We start from the raw sequence: 18,801 nt of genomic DNA on the forward strand, positions 1-18,801 counted from the left end.
CTGGAACCCTAAATGACTTTTCGCGTAATCGCCCTTGATCTCGACGGCACGCTACTCACGCCGCAAAAAACTATTCTTCCTGAATCACTGACAGCATTACAGCGCGCACGTGACGCTGGTGTGAAAGTTGTCATTGTGACAGGCCGTCATCATGTTGCCATCCATCCTTTTTATCAGGCACTGAACCTGGATACACCTGCAATTTGCTGTAATGGGACCTATTTGTATGATTATCATGCAAAAAAGGTACTTTCGTCTGATCCATTACAACCTCAGCAAGCTAATCAGTTGATTGATTTGCTTGATACCCACAACGTTCATGGGCTGATGTATGTCGATGATGCCATGCTGTATCAGGAAGCAACAGGTCATGTTTTGCGTACTGAAAATTGGGCAAAATCCTTACCAGAAGCGCAGCGCCCGGTGTTCCGCCATGTGACTTCTCTGCGCGAAGCCGCGCATGAAGTGGACGCAATCTGGAAATTTGCGCTGACTGATGAAGATACGGTGAAATTGCAGAACTTCGCCGAGGTGGTGGAACATGAGCTTGGCTTGTCTTGCGAGTGGTCATGGCATGATCAGGTCGATGTGGCACAACGCGGCAACAGCAAAGGTAATCGATTAGCGCAATGGGTTGAATCTCAGGGCTTATCAATGAGTCAGGTCATTGCCTTTGGCGATAACTTTAACGACTTGAGTATGCTCGAAAGCGCAGGGTTGGGTGTCGCGATGGGGAATGCCGATGAGGCGATTAAAGCGCGTGCCGATTTGGTGATTGGAACCAACCTGGAAACCGGTATTGCTGAGACGATTTATAAGCATCTGCTGTAAAGCGGTAGATGCCGCCTGGCTAATCCTTCCTACAGACCGTAGGTTGGATTAGCGTATATCAGGCGGTAATCGAGACGCTTTTGATTTGCGCATACAGCCACTGACCCGGTTTTATCATTAGCTCGTCCCTTGCCCACGGGCTAATCCGCGCCCACAACGTCCTTGAACCCACCTCCAACTGGACTTCCACCTGCCCTTCATCGTCGTAACATTGGGCAACTTTCGCCCGCAACACGTTACGAATACTGCTATTGACCGGTGGCTGGAGAACCAACGAAACGTCCGATGCCTGAATGCGAATGCGTAACGCGGACTGTAACGGTTTATCCAGTTTATTGACCCACAGATGCTGGTCGCCAAGCGCCAGAGCGGTCATCGCGTAATGCGGATGGTGTTCCAGCACAGTCACTTTTAACACGCTACTTTGCTGCTCTTTGGGCAACCACGGGTGCATCACGCTGCTGCCCCACACCTCTTCAAGATGACCAAAGGCTTTTACTGCGCCAGCATCAAGCACCAGAACTTTATCCGCCAAATGCAGGATCTCTTCCAGCGAGTGGCTGACATACAGCATCGGGATATTGATTTCCCGCGCCAGGCGTTGCAGATAGGGCAACAGTTCGCGTTTACGTGGGATATCCAGCGAGGCCAGTGGCTCATCGAGCAGCAGCAATTCAGGCGAGGTTAACAACGCGCGGCCAATCGCCACACGCTGTTTTTCGCCACCGGACAAACTCCACGGAAATCGGTCCAGAAGCGGTTCAATCCCCAGTAATGCCACCAGTTTATCGAACTGCCCGGCAGCACTTCTCGGCATGCCATATTTCAGGTTTCCCCGCACACGGTAATGTGGGAACAGGCGCGCATCCTGGAATACATAACCAATGCGACGTTTTTCCGGCGTCAAAAAACGCTTATTTTCTGCATCACTCAGCACGCGGCCATTAAGGACAATGCGGCCTTGCTGTGGATGAGTCAGACCACTGATCGCGTTAATCAACGAAGTTTTACCCGCGCCTGAAACGCCAAAAATAGCGGTAATTCCCTGCCCCGGTAAGGTTTCATTTATCTCAAGACGATGCTCACCCAGCGTCTGAACGAAATTGAGCTCCAGCATCAGACTACCCCTATCCGCTTACGGCTCTGTCGTGCAAGCCATTCCGCAACCAGCAATGACGCCAGCGCCAGAACAATTGAAATCACGCACAAACGCGCCGCCGCATTTTCGCCACCAGGGGTTTGAATCAGCGTATACATTGCAGAAGGAATGGTGCGTGTTTCACCAGGAATATTGGAAACGAAGGTGATGGTGGCGCCAAACTCGCCCAGCGAGCGAGCAAATGCCAGCACGGTTCCGGCAATAATGCCCGGCAAGGTCAAGGGTAACGTAATAGTGCAAAACACCCGCCAACGTCCCGCGCCGAGCGTGCGAGCTGCCTGTTCAAGTTTCATATCCACACTTTCGAGTGCCAGGCGAATCGCTCGCACCATCAGCGGGAAGGACATCACCGCCGCCGCAAGCACCGCGCCGCGCCAACTAAAGGCGAACGTGATACCGAAGACGTCGTAAATCCAGGCTCCAATCACGCCCCGCCGCCCCATCGCAATCAGCAATAAGTAACCGACAACAACAGGTGGGAGCACTAACGGAAGATGGATAATACTGTCGAGTAAAGCTTTGCCCGGGAAGCGACAACGCACCAGCACCCAGGCAAAGAAGATCCCAAAAGGAAGGCTAAACAGCACCGCAAGGGTAGAGACTTTCAGGCTCAGCAGTACTGCCTGCCATTCGGGATCGGTTAATATCATTATTTTGCTATTGTCGTAAATCCGTAACGTTGGAAGATAGCTGCCGCTTCCGGTCCTTTCAGATACGTGTAAAAGGCACTCACGGTTGGGGTGTCGTGGCCTTTCACAATGGCAATCGGGTATTCCACTTTCTTATGAGAATCCTCAGGGAAAGTCCCGACAACTTTCACGCCTTTGCTTGCGACCGCATCAGAGCCATACACAATACCAAGCGGCGCTTCATCACGTTCCACCAGCGCCAACGCGCCACGTACATCTTCTGCCGGAGCAAGTTTTGGCGATAGCGTATCCCACACGCCTAATTTTTGCAGCGCTTCTTTAGCGTAAATACCTGCCGGAACGTGATCAGGGTCACCCACCGCCAGACGGCCGCCTTTCAGCAATGAAGCCCAGTCAGTTTTAGCGTTAATCGTAATATCACCGATTTTACTGGATTTCGGAGCGACAACCACCAGGCTGTTGCCGAGCAGTGTTTCACGAGAATCGTTTTTAATCGCGTCTTTGCTCACCGCGTAATCCATCCATTTCTGGTCCGCAGATATAAATAAGTCGGCCGGGGCACCCGCTTCAATTTGACGCGCAAGCGTGGAAGATGAAGCAAATGAAGAGGCGATTTCAACGGTTTTGCCTTTCTGATATTGCGTCGCAATATCCTGCATTGCATTGGTTAACGATGCCGCAGCAAATACCGTAATTTTGCTGTTATCGGCGAAGGCTTGCCCTGCCAGAGTAGCGCTCAATACCGCGCCGAATGCCAGACGTACCCACTGCTTAGCCATGTGTTACTCCATTGAGTTTCGTTATGTACGACATAATATAACGGTGCTAAGACGGAATTTACAGAACTTATCGGCAAGGCGAACGGAAAGTTTACCCGCCGAGGTCGTTCAAGCGGCGGTAATTACAGCAAGAAGAGGGTCGCGAGGCCGAGGAATATAAAGAAGCCTCCGGTGTCCGTGATGGCGGTGATCATCACGCTCGAGCCGACCGCCGGGTCTTTGCCCATGCGCGTCATGATCATTGGGATCAACACGCCCATCAGCGATGCCACGAGCAAATTGAGCACCATCGCCAGCGTCATGACGCCCCCTAAAGCGAGGTCATCGTAAAGTAACCAGGTGACGCACCCCATTACGCCGCCCCAGATGATGCCGTTAATTAACGCCACGCCCAATTCGCGCAGTACCAGGAAAGAGAAGTTCCCAGGCTGAATATGTTGCAGCGCCAGCGCTCGCACAATCATGGTGATGGTTTGGTTTCCGGTGTTACCGCCGATGCCCGCGACAATCGGCATGAGCGAAGCTAAAGCCACCAGTTGTGAAATCGTATGTTCAAACAAGCCGATAACGCGCGAGGCGACAAATGCGGTGCACAAATTAAGGGCAAGCCAGGCCCAACGCGCTTTAACCGCTTTGCTGACCGGGGCAAACACGTCTTCTTCGGCGCTCAAGCCACCCATCCGGCGCAAATCGTTATCGGTTTCTTCATAAACCACATCGACGATTTCATCGATGGTCAGGCGGCCAATCAGTTTGCCGCTACTGTCGATAACCGCCGCACTGATTAAGTCGTCGCGCTCAAATGTTCGCGCTGCGGCTTCATCGTGGTCTTCGGGGGCAAAACAGGTGGGGTTATCGTCCATCACGTTTAGCACCAACGTTTGCGGTGCGTGCAGCAAAATGGTGGTGAGTCCCAACTCCCCGAGCAGCGTTTTATCGCGCGTGGTAACAAAAACTTTATCGGTGTTTTGCGGCACTTTACCGCGTAAGCGCAGAAAACGTTGCACTACCGCCAGCGTGACATCGGCTCGCACGGTGATCACTTCGAAATCCATGATCGCGCCGACACTGTGTTTTTCGTAGTGCAGCACTTGCCTGACGCGAGCGCGCTCTTCTTGCGGCAGGGTTGCCAGCAAGCGCCCCATCAAATCGCGAGGCAGATATTGTGCAAGGTAGATTTGGTCGTCGATATCCAGCGGGCGAATAATCTTAAGCAAAGCTTTATCGCTCATGCCTTCAATCAAGTCGTCCCAGACGGTTTCCGAGGCTTCAATCAATACTTTGCCACGCTGGTCCTCTTTGACCAGGCTCCACAATGCATGACGCTCTTCGGAGGGGAGTGCTTCTAATACGTCGGCCAGATCGCCCGCGGGCAGTCTGGCCACCAGCGCCACGATTTCGGCGATATCTTGCTCTGGAGTATGGGCATCGGGCTGCGGGAGTTTACCGAGAATACCGGTGGCAACCGCTTTATTGGTTAACAGAATCTGGAGGATTCGCGCTCGGTCTTGCGCACGCTGTTTAGTGCTGTACTTTTGAGTGACAGACATCTGGCCATTTTCCCTAATTGCGACCCGCTAAGTTATAGCGCTTCGTGGCACAGAAAACAAAAAACCAGCCGATTAAGGCTGGTTTACATGATGGAGATTAGTTTTCCGTTCGGGCGACCGCATCGCGCGAGGCATGTTCGCGTTCATGTCCCGTTAATTCACTCAACTGTCCCTGGCGCATTTCCAGCAACCGATCGGCATGCACAAAATAGTGATCGTCATGGCTGATGGCAAAAATGGTTTTGCCCATTTGCTGCATCAGCGGTAACAGCACCTGATAAAACTCGCGACGGAAATGCGGGTCCTGGTCGGCGGCCCATTCATCAAGCAAAATGATGTCGCGCTCTTCAGCCAGCGCCAGCAGCAACGCCACTCGTTTGCGCTGCCCTTTTGAGAGCTTCAGATTCAGGATTGTGCCGTTTTCCAGTTCAAGTTTTTCGCTCATTTTCAGGCGTTCAAGCCAACTCGACACTAATTCTGGATTAGCTTGCGCACCTTGCGGCCCCAGCAGGCGGTCAAACAGCCAAACGTCGGTAAACACCGCAGAAAACAGCTTGCGATAGTCATCCTGATTGCTGGCATCAATCTTTTTGCCATCCAGATAGATTGCACCGGATACCGGCTGGTAAAGCCCGGTCAGCAACATCGCCAGCGTCGATTTACCGCTGCCGTTTCCACCAATCAGGAACAGCAATTCGCCACGTTCAATGTTGAGATTCAACGGCCCAACGGAGAAGGTGTTATCCGCATACTGGAACACCACATCACGCATCTCAAGCGTTTGCCAGCGAGCCGGTTCACGGCTTCGCGGGAATTCAGCCTTATATGGCGCAAGATGGAATTTATTCAGTTTATTGAATGCCACTTGCGCGGTCAGCAACGTGGGCAGAGCGCCAATCGCGGACAGCATCGGCGTACGCAGGAACAGCAACGTCAGGGAAAAGGTGGCCGCGACATTGGTATCAGACCAACCGAGGCTGTTGGCCATCCAGAATACCAGGCCGATGGCGCCGAGCATCATGATATTCGACCAGTTTACCGCGCTCAAATGGTAGGTATCAGCGCGAATAATATGGCGACGGTAGTCATTGGCGTGGGGAATATAAGTATCTTCGTAGACACGCTCTGCACGTTCGCGGTTTAACGCCAATTCTTTGCGGCCTTCAATGACGGTCTGATAATCGTTGTACAACTGGTCTTCAATTTCACGCAGTTGCGCGAGGTGTTTGTATACTCGCGCCACCAGCACATAGCCGCCATAAATGGTGACTGCGACCCAAAGTGCCGTCACGCCGAGCATTTTCGGTGACAGCCACGCCAGATAGGCCGCTGAACCCAGGGTCAAAATAATGCCTTGTACCAGTTCAGGTAAACGCACAAATGCAATCGTAATATTGCGGACATCGCTGGTTAGACCGGCTAACAGTGCAGCGCTGCCGAGCTTTTCGATTCGCTCGACACGCGTGTCCATCAGGCGTTTAATAAACTCACTACGCAGACGGTAGACAAAGTGGTGGCCGAGTGTGGTCAGCGCCCACTGTGAGCCGAGTGTCACCGCCATGAGCAGCAGTAACAGGCCAAGAAATTCGGGTAATACCGATAGAGAAATATCCGGCGTTTCAATCAGTCGCAGATTGATAAAGGCGATTAACCCGATACCTAACGCCGCGCTGAGCAGACTGAGTGCCATCACCATCAAGAAAGGCCAGCGATACTGCCGGTAAACCACACGCAAAAGTTCCATCACTCAAGACCTGTAAAACGAAAACAGCGAGCAGTTTAAACGGCTCGCCATCAACAGCAAGAATAATTCTTATTAATATTCGCTTTAGCTTGTACAACGGAATGTAAGGTTGAAACGATACTCGCCGGTAGCAGGATGATCAGCGGGTTTGAGGGACAAAATACCGTGGTAAAACAGGCGCGATGCCCCGCCCCACACCACCACATCACCGTGCTCAAGCATAACTCTTTTCAGTGGGTCGTTGCGTTTAAGGCCACCAAACTGAAACACTGCCGGCACTCCGAGTGATACAGAGACAATCGGCTGTTGCAGATTGAGTTCGTCTTTGTCCTGGTGTAGTGACAATTTCGCGCCCGGTGCATATCGGTTGATGAGGCAGGCATCGGGGCTAAACCCGTTATAGCCCGCCGCCGCTGATGCGGTATCAGACAACGCCCTGAAAAGATCCGGCATTGCAGGCCAGGGTTGCGACGTTAATGGATCAATCGGCGAGTAGAGATAACCGTGTGTATCGGTTGTCCAGCCAACCTCACCGCAGTTAGTCATCGCCACCGACATCGTATAGCCGCCGGGGGTGACCATCTGACGAAAAGGTGAGATTGCGGCGAGCGCCGATATTTGCGCGATCAATGCCTGTGCGTCAGCACAGGCAAACCGGCGCAGGATCACCGCACCTTCTGCCAGTGGCTCCTGCCAGGGCGCTTCGTCGGCAAATAAATCGAGCATCACTCCTCCTGCTGTTCGGCTTCAATCTCAAGCAGTTGGCGCTTACGTTCAACGCCCCAACGGTAGCCCGAAATTGCGCCGTCGTTACGCACCACCCGGTGACAGGGGATAATCACCGCCAGTTTGTTTGCGGCACAAGCCCCCGCGACGGCACGAACAGCCTGCGGTTTGCCGATACGCTGCGCAATATCGCGATAGCTGGCGGTTTGCCCGACAGGGATTTCGCGCAACGCTTGCCACACTAGCTGCTGGAACGCGGTTCCCTGAATATCGAGCGGCAGAGAAAATGGCTGGTTTGGGTGTTCAAGCACACTCACAACCCTCGCCACACGCTGAGAAAAAAGCTCGTCGCCAGCCACTAATGCGGAATGCGGAAACAAACTTTCCAGCTCATTAACCAGCGTCTGACCGTCGTTGCCTAATAGTATGGCGCATATCCCGCGTTCGCTCTGGGCGACCAGGCATTCACCCAGCCGACAAGACCCCACCACAAATTGAATCACGGTGCGTTCACCGCCCTGCCGGTATTGTTTCGCCGTCATCCCTAATACCTTATCCGCTTGCTGGTAATAGTTGCTGCCCGATTGATAACCGGCATCGAAAACCGCACGCGTGACGGGTTCGCCCTGCGCGAGTTGTTCACGCAGCCGTTTTGCACGCAGCGCTTTTTGCCAGGTGTGGGGCGTTAGCCCAGTGACCTGTTTAAAAAGCCGGTGAAAATGAAACGGGCTCATCGCCACAAGCGCTGCGAGTTCTGCAAGAACCATCGGCTCACTGCGGCTTTCTAAGATTCGGCAGGCTTGAGTGATGCGAGCGATACGCTGTTGTTCGGCCGTTTGTTTGTCAGGCTGGCAGCGTTTGCATGGGCGAAAACCGGCCCCCACTGCCGCTGCAACATTGTCGAAGAACAGAACATTTTTGCGCAAGGGATGGCGTGCGCGACAAGATGGGCGGCAGCAGATCCCGGTGGTTTTCACCGCAAACACAAACTGCCCATCAGCGCGATTATCGCGGGTTTCCACAGCCTGCCAGCGGCTTTCATCGTTGGCTTTGTCAAAAAACGCGTTCATGACTGGCTCCTGTATTTTGCTGTCATGGCCGAATATTGACAGCTTACGCATGGCGAAAAACCCGCAATCTTGCTTTCTAATTCTACTCGGTTAGCAGAAAAGTTTTGAACTGTGGCGACATCCATGTGGTAAAGCTGTCGCCTTCTTTGGTGATCAGATAAACCGCCAGCCCCTCTTTCTGCGCGACCTGTTTGGCTTTTTCCGTGCCAAGGACCATCAAGCCCGTATCCCAGCCATCAGCTTCCAAAGCGGTCGGCGCAATCACGGTCGCGGAAACTAATTTGTGTTGAATGGGTTGCCCGGTTTGCGGATCGATCACGTGCGAAAGGCGTTTGCCATCAAGCTCGTAGTAATTGCGATAACTTCCGGATGTGCTGATACCGTGACCGTTGAGATCCACCACCGCCTGCACCGCGTTTTCACGATCGGTCGGTTTTTGAATCGCCACGCGCCAGGCTTTGCCTTCTGCATTAGTGCCACGCGTCACAACGGCCCCGCCAACGGAAACTAAATAGCGGCTGATGCCGTTTTGTTCCATTAAACGAGCCAGATGATCGGCGGCGTAACCTTCACCGACGGTAGAGAGATCAACATACAAACCAGGGAGATCCTTCTGTAGCCATTGTTTCCCCGACTGATTAATCACCGTCAAATGATGTAAGCCAGTTAACGCTTTCGCGGCATCAATTTGCGCCTGAGTGGGGGTTTTGACGGGCTGTTTATCCGGGCCAAATCCCCACAGGTTGACCAACGGCCCAACGGTAATGTCCATCGCGCCTTCTGTTTTTGCGCCAATGCGCAAAGCCATGGTCACAATATCGCTCATCGCTTCATCAACCGCGTAAGGCTCAGTCGAACGGGATTGGTTGAAACGCGATAATGCGGAGTCCGTTTTATATGTCGACATCAGGCGATCGTCGCCGTCTAACTGCGCCTGAATTTTTTCACGTAACTCTGTCTGCCGGGCATTATCTACGCCCGCGACGCTTGCACGCCAGTATGTGCCCATGGTTTTGCCTTCCAGCACCATGCCGGAATTGCCTTTCGCTGTTGGGTTATCACAGCCAGCCAAAGCGCCAACGACTATGGCAAACAGGCCATAGCGTAATAAACGTAAATCCATTGTTTCTCTCTCCTGTTTGAGCGCAAAAGGGTACACCAACTGGCTTAGAATTTGGTTAAAAGTGCATGTTTGTTGAGAGTACAGACGTAAAAAAGGCGCCCTAAGGCGCCTTTTATTGCTAATACTGCGAGAGCAGAAATTAGAACTGGTAAACCAGACCAACACCTACGATGTCATCAGTACCGATGCCAGCGTTGCGGGTGAAGTTGTTTTCGTCCAGCAGGTTGATTTTGTAATCAACATAGGTGGACATGTTTTTGTTGAAGTAGTAAGTCGCGCCAACATCAACATATTTAACCAGATCCTGGTCGCCGTAACCTTCCAGGTCCTTACCTTTAGACTGCAGGTAAGCAATGGATGGACGCAGACCGAAATCGAATTGATATTGAGCTACAACTTCGAAGTTCTGTGCTTTGTTAGCAAAGCCCAGGTCACCCGCGCGAGTTGCGTTGTAAGTCTGGGTGTACTGAGTTGCCAGGTAGATGTTGTTAGCGTCATATTTCAGACCACCGGTGTAAGTTTCAGCGCGATCGCCTTCACCTACAGCCATGTTGTTCTGGTCAGTAGTACGCTTGGAGCTAGAGATTGCTGAACCCAGGCTGAAACCTTCGCCCAGATCATAAGTTACGGAACCGCCGAAGCCATCACCGTTCTGTTTCAGAGCGTTACGGCCGTTCTGAGTAGAACCTTCGCCAGAAACGCTGCCGTTTTTGCCTTGATATTGCAGAGCAAAGTTCAGGCCATCAACCAGACCGAAGAAGTCGGTGTTACGGTAAGTCGCAACGCCGTTAGCACGGGATTGCAGGAAGTTATCAGAACCGTAGGTGTCGCCGCCAAATTCTGGCAGAACGTCAGTCCATGAAGTTACATCGTAAACTACGCCGTAGTTACGACCGTAATCGAATGAACCGTAATCAGCAAAGCGAACACCAGCAAACGCAAGACGAGTCCACGCTTGATCGCTGCTACCTTCAACGTTGTTTGCTTGAACGTTGTATTCCCACTGGCCGTAACCGGTCAGTTGGTCATTAATCTGAGTTTCGCCTTTGATGCCGACACGGAAGTAAGACTGGTCACCGTCAGCGCCTTTGTCGTCAGAAAAGTAATGTAAGCCATCTACTTTACCGTACAGATCTAATTTGTTGCCGTCTTTGTTGTAAATTTCGGCCGCATGAGCGGTGCCTGCTACCAGCAATGCTGGAACCAGGAGGGACAGTGCTTTAACTTTCATGTTATTAACCCTCTGTTATATGCCTTTTTATATGCCACTGCTTACTGATTAAATTACTAATCAGTCGGCGAACCCATTGTCCAAAACAAATACAGATTAATCCAACCCGAATATGATACTAAAACCATAGAGATGTTTCATTTATCCATATAGGTGTTTCAAAATGTAAATTTGAGGGAACTTTTTTCAGCACAAAAAGACTATAACGTAAGCACTAATAATCAAAAAAAATATAATTTATATATAAATCAAACAAGTAGCCAATGTTTATAACTGTAGCACTGAATGTTAAAACATAGCTCTGATTTATATATAAAATATATCTCGCTATCATCATTAACTTTATTTATTACCGTCATTCAGCTTTGAATGTCTGTTTTACCCCTATTTTGGACCGGATGCTTGCATCCGGTTTTTTTTACGCTTCTTTACGTAACTTTAAACATTCTGTGCTATCCACGCAAAAAAGTAATGACTATTAAGAAAACGCTCAATTTTCTGTCATGAAATCCTACTGTCAAAACGGGAATTTTCCTAAAAAGACAAACCCGACACCCAATCATTCCAGAAAAAACAGTTGTACAGCCAGCATTTCCTTGTACAAAAATAACCCGACTCTCTGCCTAAAATATCCTCCATTTAACGCCGCTATTTTGGCGAATTATCAACAGCCTGGAAATGTGGCAATTTCGAATTATACTCGTTGAGTTTTAACACACAGACGATGACGCCAACGCTGGTTGCAGGTATTCTTACCAAGGGCGCGTTGGTTCTCTTGCTAACCGCTTTCAACGCCTGCCTGCTGGCCTGGCAGAGCAGTGGATATTTTAAAGTGGCGAATGTTCGCCGGGTTGCGCGCTAACAATGAGTCAGTCAGACAGTATGATCCCTAATAAATTTTCGCTAATCCCCGGCAATATCACGCGCTTCTTCCTGCTATTGATCCTCGTGCTACTGGTCGCTATGGGCGTCATGGTACAAAGCGCCGTCAACACCTGGCTGAAAGATAAAAGTTATCAGATTGTCGATATCACTCATGCGCTGCATAAAAGGGTTGATGTATACCGTTACGCGACCTGGCAGATTTACGACAATATTGCTGTTTCCACCTCTCCGGCCAGTGATGGGCTACAAGAAACCCGTCTGCGCCAGGATGTTTACTATTTAGATAAGCCACGCAGTAAAACTGAAGCCCTGATTTTTGGCTCCCACGACAGTTCTACCCTGGATACCACCCAACGTATTTCGACTTACCTCGATACGTTATGGGGTGCCGAAACCAGCCCGTGGTCGATGTACTATTTAAACGGCCAGGATAACAGCATGATTCTGGTCTCAACGTTGCCACTAAAAGATCTCTCCAGCAGCCTTAAAGACAGTGGCGTCAGCACCATCGTTGATTCCCGCCGCGCTGAGATGCTCCAACAGGCAAACGCACTGGATGAACGAGAAAGTTTTTCTCTGCTGCGTACGCTGGCCTGGCAGAACGGCCACTACTTTACGCTGCGCACCACCTTTAACCAGCCAGGCCATCTGGCCACTGTTGTGGCGTTTGATTTACCGATTAATGATTTGATTCCGCCCACGATGCCGCTGGAAAGTTTCCGTCTGGAAAATAACGATGCGCAAAAGCAGATTAACAGCGCAGAGAAAGATGGCCCGGAAAGCGTGACCATTAATTTTAATGGTACAAAAATTGATATCACCTCCCCTCTTGCCACCACGAATCTGCGCCTGGTGTGGCAAGTGTCCCTCGGCACTTTGCTGATGGACACCTTGCAGAACATTTTATTCCCGCTGTTGCTCAATCTCGGTCTGCTGGCCCTGGCGCTGTTCGGTTTCACCAATTTCCGCCAACATACGGCACGTCCTGCCGAAGTGCCGAGTGGCAATGCCGAATTGCAAATCTTACGCGCATTAAATGAAGAGATAGTCGCGCAGCTGCCACTGGGGTTGTTGGTGCATGATCTGGATTCAAACCGTACTGTTATCAGCAATAAAATTGCCGACCATCTGCTCCCGCACCTGAACTTGCAAAACATTATTGCGATGGCCGATCAGCATCAGGGGGTCATTCAGGCGACGATCAATAACGAACTGTATGAAATACGCCAGTTCCGTAGCCAGATTGCCCCGCGCACGCAGATTTTTGTCATTCGCGATCAAGACCGTGAAATCCTGGTCAATAAAAAGCTCAAACAAGCTCAACGCCTGTATGAGAAAAATCAGCAGGGGCGGATTACGTTCATGCAGCATATTGGCGAAGCGCTACAGCTGCCGGTGAAGAACATTGCCGAACAAGTCAGCGCGCTCAATACGCCAGAAGCGCGTGGCATAGCCAATGAAGCGCAAAAAATTGTGCGTTTGGTGGATGAGATTCAGTTGCTCAATATGCTTGAGTCCGACACATGGAAAACCAATGCGACGCAATTTGCTATTCAGCCATTGATTGATGAAGTCGCGCTGGAAATGCTGCCGATAATCAAGCGCAAAGGCTTACAACTGCTTATCAACAACCAGCTGGCTGCGGATGAAGAACGCCACGGCGACCGGGAAGCGCTGCGTAAAGTGCTACAATTGCTACTGCACTATTCCGTGATCACGACGCAAATTGGCAAAATCACCCTCGATATCAGCGAGGAAGAATCCAGCCCTGATCGGTTGTTATTCCGTATTCTGGATACTGGCGAAGGGATTAGTAGCGGTGAAGTCGATAATCTCCACTTCCCGTTCCTGAACGAAACGCATGAAGATCGTTACGGGCGAGCCAACGGATTAACCTTCTATTTGTGCGATCAACTGTCTCGCAAAATGGGCGGGCATTTGAATATCAAAACCCGTGAGGACATTGGGACTCGCTACAATCTGCATATTAAAATGACCGCTGAACCGCAGCCTGAAGAGCAAGAAGAGAAATTGCTTGATGACGTGGTGGCGATGATTGATATCACCTCAAATGAAGTGCGAAGTATCGTCACGCGTCTGCTGGAAAACTGGGGAGCCCGGTGCATCACCCCAGATGAAAGACTGGCAAGTCAAGAGTTTGATATCTTCCTGACAGATAATCCGTCTAATCTTACATCTTCGGGATTACTTTTAAGCGATGATGAGAACGGAATGCGTAAACTCGGCCCAGGTCAGTTCCGGGTTAATTTTAATATCAGCAATGCAATGCAGGATGCGGTGCTACAACTGATAGAAGAACAATTGGCGCAGGAAGGAATTTCTGAGTCACCGCTAGGCGGCGATGAAAATGCGCAGCTTCATGCCAGCGGTTATTACGCGCTGTTTGTTGACACAGTACCGGAAGATGTTAGGAGATTGTATACTGAATCTGCAGCGCACGATTTCGTGGCGTTAGCGCAGACAGCTCACCGCCTGAAAGGGGTGTTTGCAATGCTCAACCTGGTACCCGGCAAGCAGTTATGTGAAACGTTAGAGCATCACATTCGTGAAAGTGATGCTGCCAACATACAAAAATACACCAGCGATATTGACGCTTACGTCAAGAGTTTGCTGTAGCAAGGTAGCCTATTACATGAACAGTATGAACGTAATTATTGCCGACGACCATCCGATTGTCCTGTTCGGCATTCGTAAATCTCTCGAGCAGATCGAGTGGGTGAATGTTGTCGGTGAGTTTGAAGATTCCACAGCGCTTATCAATAACCTTCCAAAACTTGATGCTCATGTTTTGATAACCGATCTCTCAATGCCTGGCGACAAGTACGGCGACGGCATCACGCTTATCAAATACATCAAGCGTCATTTCCCTAGCCTGTCGATCATCGTTCTGACGATGAACAACAACCCTGCTATTTTAAGCGCGGTATTAGAACTTGATATCGAAGGGATTGTGCTGAAGCAAGGCGCGCCAACTGACTTACCAAAAGCACTGGCCGCATTGCAGAAAGGCAAAAAATTTACACCAGAAAGCGTGTCTCGCCTGCTGGAAAAAATCAGTGCGGGTGGATATGGAGACAAACGTTTGTCTCCAAAAGAGAGTGAAGTTTTGCGTCTGTTCGCAGAAGGTTTCCTGGTGACCGAAATCGCTCGCAAATTGAATCGCAGCATCAAAACGATCAGTAGCCAGAAAAAATCAGCAATGATGAAACTGGGTGTGGAAAATGATATCGCCCTACTGAACTACCTTTCTTCAGTCAGCTTGTCTCCAGCCGACAAAGAGTAACTCTCCCCTTCAGACTTCAAGTTGCAGGACTAAAATGCCCCTGGCGTTTTAGTCCTGCAACTCGAATGATTTAGCTGTAGGGTTTCTAATCTCGATGCTCACGAACCCTTGCCGCATAAAGCTCGACTGTCGTTTTGAGGATGTCCAGCGTCACCGGCTTCGACAGGCAGCTATCCATTCCAGACTCAAGACAACGTTGTTTCTCTTCGGCCAGCGCATTGGCTGTCACGCCCACGACTGGCAGCGTCAAACCGAGCTGACGGATACGCTGTGTCAGACGATAACCATCCATATTCGGCATGTTGACGTCGCTGAGTACAATATCAATGTGATTTTTACTCAGTACATTGAGCGCATCCACGCCATCATTCGCCGTTTTACACTGATAACCCAATGATCCCAGCTGATCTGCCAGCAAACGTCGGTTGATAGGATGATCATCGACGACGAGGATCATCATGTCATCGTTACGTTCATTGTTACCCGAAGGCGTCGGTGCATCCGTATTAACACCCGGCAGGTTAACCGTAACGCTGAAAATCCGCCCCAATAGCAGCAGCAAATCATGAGGCGCGGCAAGGCTGTGAAGCCAGCAACCCGGGGAGGCTTCAATAGGAATACCGATATGGCGACGGCAGAAAATAATCGCGGCTCGCCCTTCCCAGGCATTTTCCAGTTCGTCATCAGTAATTAATATATCGTCGCTATCAGGCGTTTGGCCCTGATACTGCCGTACTTCAAAGTGGTTTCTTATCAGTATCGACTCGAGGAATTTACTCAGCGAAGCATTCCGTACCGCCAGCCAGCATCGCTTATTCACCAACCCTTCAACCTGCACAGGCTCAGCGTAACTCGCACTGTATAAAGGAATGCGAATCGTAAACTGGCTCCCCATTCCCACTTCGGTATCAACAGAAATATCGCCATCCATCATGCTGATAAGCTTTTCACAGATAGCCAGGCCGAGGCCGGTTCCCTGGAAATTGTGCTGTACGCCCGTACCTGCCTGGAAGAAGGGATCAAATAACTTCGTGACTTCTTTGGCCGGAATGCCCACGCCCGTGTCGCGCACGCGTAACGAGAGGTAATCCCCTTCCACGCTGACATGCAGAACAATGCAGCCAATATCTGTGAATTTAATGGCGTTACTCAGCAAGTTGGAAATCACTTGCTGCAAGCGCATCGGGTCACCTTGCAGCGTCAACGGTACATCCGGTTCGATAAAACAGTACAGTCCCAGCTGTTTGCGCACCACCAGCGGTAAATAGTTGGCAGTTATATGACTCATCACTTCACGCGGTGAGAAGACTCGCGGCTCTATTTTTAACTGTTCTGACTCGATTTTTGAAAAGTCGAGAATGTCGCTGATGATTTTCAGCAACAGGCTCGAAGAGTTGCTCATCGCCGTCACGAGGCGATCGACACCTTTCGGCAACTCTTTGGTTTGCAATAAATCCAGGTTACCGATGATGCCGTACAACGGCGTACGCAATTCATGGCTGACCGTTGCGAGGAACATTGATTTTGACTGGCTCGCCTGCTCCGAGGCTTGCGCCATTTCCTGTAGCGATTCTTCCATTTTGACGCGCGCACTGACATCTACCAGCACACAAATCGCGACGTTTTCATTGCGATAACGGGAGTGGACAAAGCTTATCTGCAGGTTGGTATGGCTGCTGGTTAACACATCAACAAAGTTAACCTGCTGACCACAAATAATTTGCGTTAACCGCTGACGGTCTTCGTGCGTCAACATGTTGAGATAATTGTGCGCCAGTTCGTTACTCAGGATGTTAGTCCCGTCCTGAGTACGAAGAATGCAGATCCCGACAGGAGCGGAAGCGACTATTTTACGGTTGAACTGCTCGTGTTCTTCCAGGCGCAGCGCGTCATTTTCTGCGGGAATAAACACCCGTTTTTCATACATCCGCGCCAGGGTAAACAGCACAGCCCCAACAAGAATATTCAGCAACACCGCATTCAGGATCAGCATGCGGATGCGCTCAAGCACCATATCCACAGGGACTGAATACACCACGCTCATTGAAGAAGGCGGTAAGTTTTTCTTGAGAATGAAGTGCTTAAAGCCCGATGTATAGCCAAACCATGAGCGTTCCTGAAGCCATTTTTCTTCAGGCTGAATACGCATTTCCGGGCCGTTAAGTGTGATAAGCGGGCGACTATTTTCATCAAGAATAGTGACGCCAATCGGCATGGAACCTGGTGAAAGGAAGTTTTCCATGCGGATGGTTTGCTCAACACCCAACAGTGCCTGCAGGCGGTTAGCCAAATAAACAGGCGTCAGCGTATAGAAGTATCCGACGCCCGGGCGAGTGCCTGGGCCAATCCAGTAGATGCTGTTGCTGTGTTCATCCTGCGGTGCGGTGCGATATTTCATGATGCGTTCATGCAAGTTTTTCAGCGCTTTTTCGCGCTCAAGAGGCATTTCACGCAGGCCGAAATCCGCCATGCACAGGTTATCGCCACCAATCAAAAAGACGCGGTTGAGGTCGTAAGCTGCCGAGAAATTATCCCGCCAGTAACGTAAGAACCACGCCAGAGATTGCAGCGAGGAGCGCCACGAAGCGCTGACGGCGGAGCAGTCAGAATCCGGGAACAAAGGCATGAAGCTGGGTGGGTCAATTTTGTTGTCGTCATTATCCATAACCGGCAATACGCCATTGGTCGCGGTAAGACGATTTTCTGCAATGTACTTGAGCTCTTTCACCACATCAGACGTACGCTGAATGTAACGCTGCGCCTGGTCGAAGCTGATATTAAATTCCTGACGGATTTCTGACTCTTTGTCGTGTAACGCATTCACGATATAGAACACGGAAAAGAGTGCAATCAACAGCCAAAGCAATAAAGCCAGAGCCCGGAACAGGTAGCGGGAGACTTTGAGTGTGGTGCGAAAGGAGACAAGATATTTCAAATTGAGCCAGGTCCGGGAAATTGCAAAACTTTGGATGCCGTTAAGGTAGCCGCAAAAATCGCAGCCCGCAACGGGCGAAGCATCATCCAGCACAAGCTTTTCACTGGCGGTAAGCCGCTTATGCGTCAATGACCTTACGGATCGTGGCCGGATACCGGAAGTAAGATCATCACATCCCTTCTTTTAATAGTGTTGCTTATTTAACGTATTCAAAAGCCTTACTAACTGACATTCTGATTTGATGCCAAGCCTCGCCATCAGATTCGCTTTATGCGCATAAACAGTTTTTTCGCTGATTTCTAATTTAATAGCGATTTGCTGAGTGCTCACCCCAGCCACGATCAGAGACATAAGATCTGACTGCTTTTGGGTTAATTTCACGCACTTGCAATTAAAGCAATTCCTTAAGGGCACCTCCTGTTTTATTCTGTTAACCCCCTTAAAGAGGATATCTCCTATTTTGCAAAGCGAATCACTGCGATTGACATACGCAATATCCTTAATGCATAAAGGAAGAATTGATTGTTTTAGAATGTTGGCATCGGTATACACTCCCAGAATAAAACTGTTTTTCTTTCGATAGTTTAACGTGGGTTGGCAAAAGGCAGTCTCCCCAGCAACGAAGCTTTTTATAATAATATCTGCTTGCGAAACGCTCTCCTCAGTGAAGTCGTAAAACTCCACTTGCATTTGTTTGTGAGAAACAAAAAAATTACGCAGGTATAGCTCCATACCTGCACGGAATAAAATATTATTATCTTCTATGACAATCTTTAGCATCAACAGACCTGTAGCACTGTAATTAAAATTAGCC

At 50.1% G+C, this 18,801-nt stretch carries 15 protein-coding genes; 4 read left to right on the forward strand and 11 right to left on the reverse strand.

Annotation, left to right across the window (positions count from 1 at the left end; genetic code table 11):
• Positions 1-12: 12 nt before the first annotated feature.
• Positions 13-831 (forward strand): pyridoxal phosphatase, encoded by an 819-nt coding sequence (locus RHD99_RS17270; protein WP_309875491.1) that lies wholly within the window; start codon positions 13-15, stop codon positions 829-831.
• Positions 832-889: 58 nt separating this feature from the next.
• On the opposite strand, the gene modC is transcribed toward RHD99_RS17270, so the two are convergent.
• The 9 genes from modC to RHD99_RS17315 form a co-directional block, all read right to left on the reverse strand.
• Positions 890-1,948, reverse strand: coding sequence for a molybdenum ABC transporter ATP-binding protein ModC (gene modC, locus RHD99_RS17275; protein ID WP_183271054.1), 1,059 nt, complete (start codon positions 1,946-1,948; stop codon positions 890-892).
• On the reverse strand, positions 1,948-2,640 hold the full coding sequence (gene modB, locus RHD99_RS17280; protein ID WP_309875493.1) for a molybdate ABC transporter permease subunit: 693 nt from the start codon (positions 2,638-2,640) through the stop codon (positions 1,948-1,950). Before modB ends, modC begins: the two co-directional genes overlap by 1 nt.
• Positions 2,640-3,419 (reverse strand): molybdate ABC transporter substrate-binding protein, encoded by a 780-nt coding sequence (gene modA / locus RHD99_RS17285; protein WP_309875495.1) that lies wholly within the window; start codon positions 3,417-3,419, stop codon positions 2,640-2,642. The genes modB and modA overlap by 1 nt, the downstream gene beginning before the upstream one ends.
• Before the next feature lie 122 nt (positions 3,420-3,541).
• A complete protein-coding gene (gene mgtE, locus RHD99_RS17290) occupies positions 3,542-4,969 on the reverse strand; it encodes a magnesium transporter (protein ID WP_309875497.1) in 1,428 nt (475 codons plus the stop codon).
• 97 nt (positions 4,970-5,066) lie between these two features.
• Positions 5,067-6,713, reverse strand: coding sequence for a multidrug ABC transporter permease/ATP-binding protein (locus RHD99_RS17295; protein ID WP_309875500.1), 1,647 nt, complete (start codon positions 6,711-6,713; stop codon positions 5,067-5,069).
• Between the two features lie 84 nt (positions 6,714-6,797).
• Positions 6,798-7,439 carry a DNA oxidative demethylase AlkB gene (gene alkB / locus RHD99_RS17300; RefSeq protein ID WP_309875502.1) on the reverse strand — a complete coding sequence of 214 codons (642 nt, stop codon included), beginning with the start codon at positions 7,437-7,439 and terminating at the stop codon, positions 6,798-6,800.
• The gene (gene ada / locus RHD99_RS17305; protein ID WP_309875504.1) at positions 7,439-8,509 is read right to left on the reverse strand and encodes a bifunctional DNA-binding transcriptional regulator/O6-methylguanine-DNA methyltransferase Ada; all 1,071 of its coding nucleotides are present in this window, start codon (positions 8,507-8,509) and stop codon (positions 7,439-7,441) included. The genes alkB and ada overlap by 1 nt, the downstream gene beginning before the upstream one ends.
• An 82-nt stretch (positions 8,510-8,591) precedes the next feature.
• Complete coding sequence (gene apbE, locus RHD99_RS17310) at positions 8,592-9,632, reverse strand: FAD:protein FMN transferase ApbE (RefSeq protein ID WP_309875506.1); 1,041 nt, start codon at positions 9,630-9,632, stop codon at positions 8,592-8,594.
• A gap of 139 nt (positions 9,633-9,771) precedes the next feature.
• Positions 9,772-10,863: a porin OmpC gene (locus tag RHD99_RS17315; protein WP_309875508.1), complete on the reverse strand. Its 1,092-nt coding sequence runs from the start codon at positions 10,861-10,863 to the stop codon at positions 9,772-9,774.
• Between the two features lie 703 nt (positions 10,864-11,566).
• Between RHD99_RS17315 and RHD99_RS17320 the strand changes: the two genes are divergently transcribed.
• From RHD99_RS17320 to rcsB, 3 genes are read left to right on the forward strand one after another with little or no spacing between them, the layout of a single operon-like run.
• Complete coding sequence (locus RHD99_RS17320; protein WP_309875510.1) at positions 11,567-11,725, forward strand: hypothetical protein; 159 nt, start codon at positions 11,567-11,569, stop codon at positions 11,723-11,725.
• 2 nt (positions 11,726-11,727) lie between these two features.
• Complete coding sequence (gene rcsD / locus RHD99_RS17325) at positions 11,728-14,385, forward strand: phosphotransferase RcsD (RefSeq protein ID WP_309875512.1); 2,658 nt, start codon at positions 11,728-11,730, stop codon at positions 14,383-14,385.
• A 16-nt stretch (positions 14,386-14,401) separates the two neighbouring features.
• Positions 14,402-15,052 carry a response regulator transcription factor RcsB gene (gene rcsB, locus RHD99_RS17330; protein ID WP_183271065.1) on the forward strand — a complete coding sequence of 217 codons (651 nt, stop codon included), beginning with the start codon at positions 14,402-14,404 and terminating at the stop codon, positions 15,050-15,052.
• Between the two features lie 85 nt (positions 15,053-15,137).
• Here the strand turns inward: rcsB and rcsC are convergent, their stop codons facing one another.
• On the reverse strand, positions 15,138-17,987 hold the full coding sequence (gene rcsC / locus RHD99_RS17335) for a two-component system sensor histidine kinase RcsC (protein ID WP_309879196.1): 2,850 nt from the start codon (positions 17,985-17,987) through the stop codon (positions 15,138-15,140).
• 183 nt (positions 17,988-18,170) lie between these two features.
• Positions 18,171-18,767, reverse strand: a complete 597-nt coding sequence (locus RHD99_RS17340) for a helix-turn-helix transcriptional regulator (protein WP_309875516.1) — start codon at positions 18,765-18,767, stop codon at positions 18,171-18,173.
• Positions 18,768-18,801 lie beyond the last annotated feature (34 nt).

The organism is Buttiauxella selenatireducens (assembly GCF_031432975.1).
Classification (GTDB): Bacteria; Pseudomonadota; Gammaproteobacteria; order Enterobacterales; family Enterobacteriaceae; genus Buttiauxella; species Buttiauxella selenatireducens.

Bases quoted from the DNA above. Each gene is read 5' to 3' on its own strand.
- RHD99_RS17270 (WP_309875491.1), top strand. From the start codon at position 13: ATGACTTTTCGCGTAATCGCCCTTGATCTCGACGGCACGCTACTCACG.
- modC (WP_183271054.1), bottom strand. From the start codon at position 1,948: ATGCTGGAGCTCAATTTCGTTCAGACGCTGGGTGAGCATCGTCTTGAG.
- modB (WP_309875493.1), bottom strand. From the start codon at position 2,640: ATGATATTAACCGATCCCGAATGGCAGGCAGTACTGCTGAGCCTGAAA.
- modA (WP_309875495.1), bottom strand. From the start codon at position 3,419: ATGGCTAAGCAGTGGGTACGTCTGGCATTCGGCGCGGTATTGAGCGCT.
- mgtE (WP_309875497.1), bottom strand. From the start codon at position 4,969: ATGTCTGTCACTCAAAAGTACAGCACTAAACAGCGTGCGCAAGACCGA.
- RHD99_RS17295 (WP_309875500.1), bottom strand. From the start codon at position 6,713: ATGGAACTTTTGCGTGTGGTTTACCGGCAGTATCGCTGGCCTTTCTTG.
- alkB (WP_309875502.1), bottom strand. From the start codon at position 7,439: ATGCTCGATTTATTTGCCGACGAAGCGCCCTGGCAGGAGCCACTGGCA.
- ada (WP_309875504.1), bottom strand. From the start codon at position 8,509: ATGAACGCGTTTTTTGACAAAGCCAACGATGAAAGCCGCTGGCAGGCT.
- apbE (WP_309875506.1), bottom strand. From the start codon at position 9,632: ATGGATTTACGTTTATTACGCTATGGCCTGTTTGCCATAGTCGTTGGC.
- RHD99_RS17315 (WP_309875508.1), bottom strand. From the start codon at position 10,863: ATGAAAGTTAAAGCACTGTCCCTCCTGGTTCCAGCATTGCTGGTAGCA.
- rcsD (WP_309875512.1), top strand. From the start codon at position 11,728: ATGAGTCAGTCAGACAGTATGATCCCTAATAAATTTTCGCTAATCCCC.
- rcsB (WP_183271065.1), top strand. From the start codon at position 14,402: ATGAACAGTATGAACGTAATTATTGCCGACGACCATCCGATTGTCCTG.
- RHD99_RS17340 (WP_309875516.1), bottom strand. From the start codon at position 18,767: ATGCTAAAGATTGTCATAGAAGATAATAATATTTTATTCCGTGCAGGT.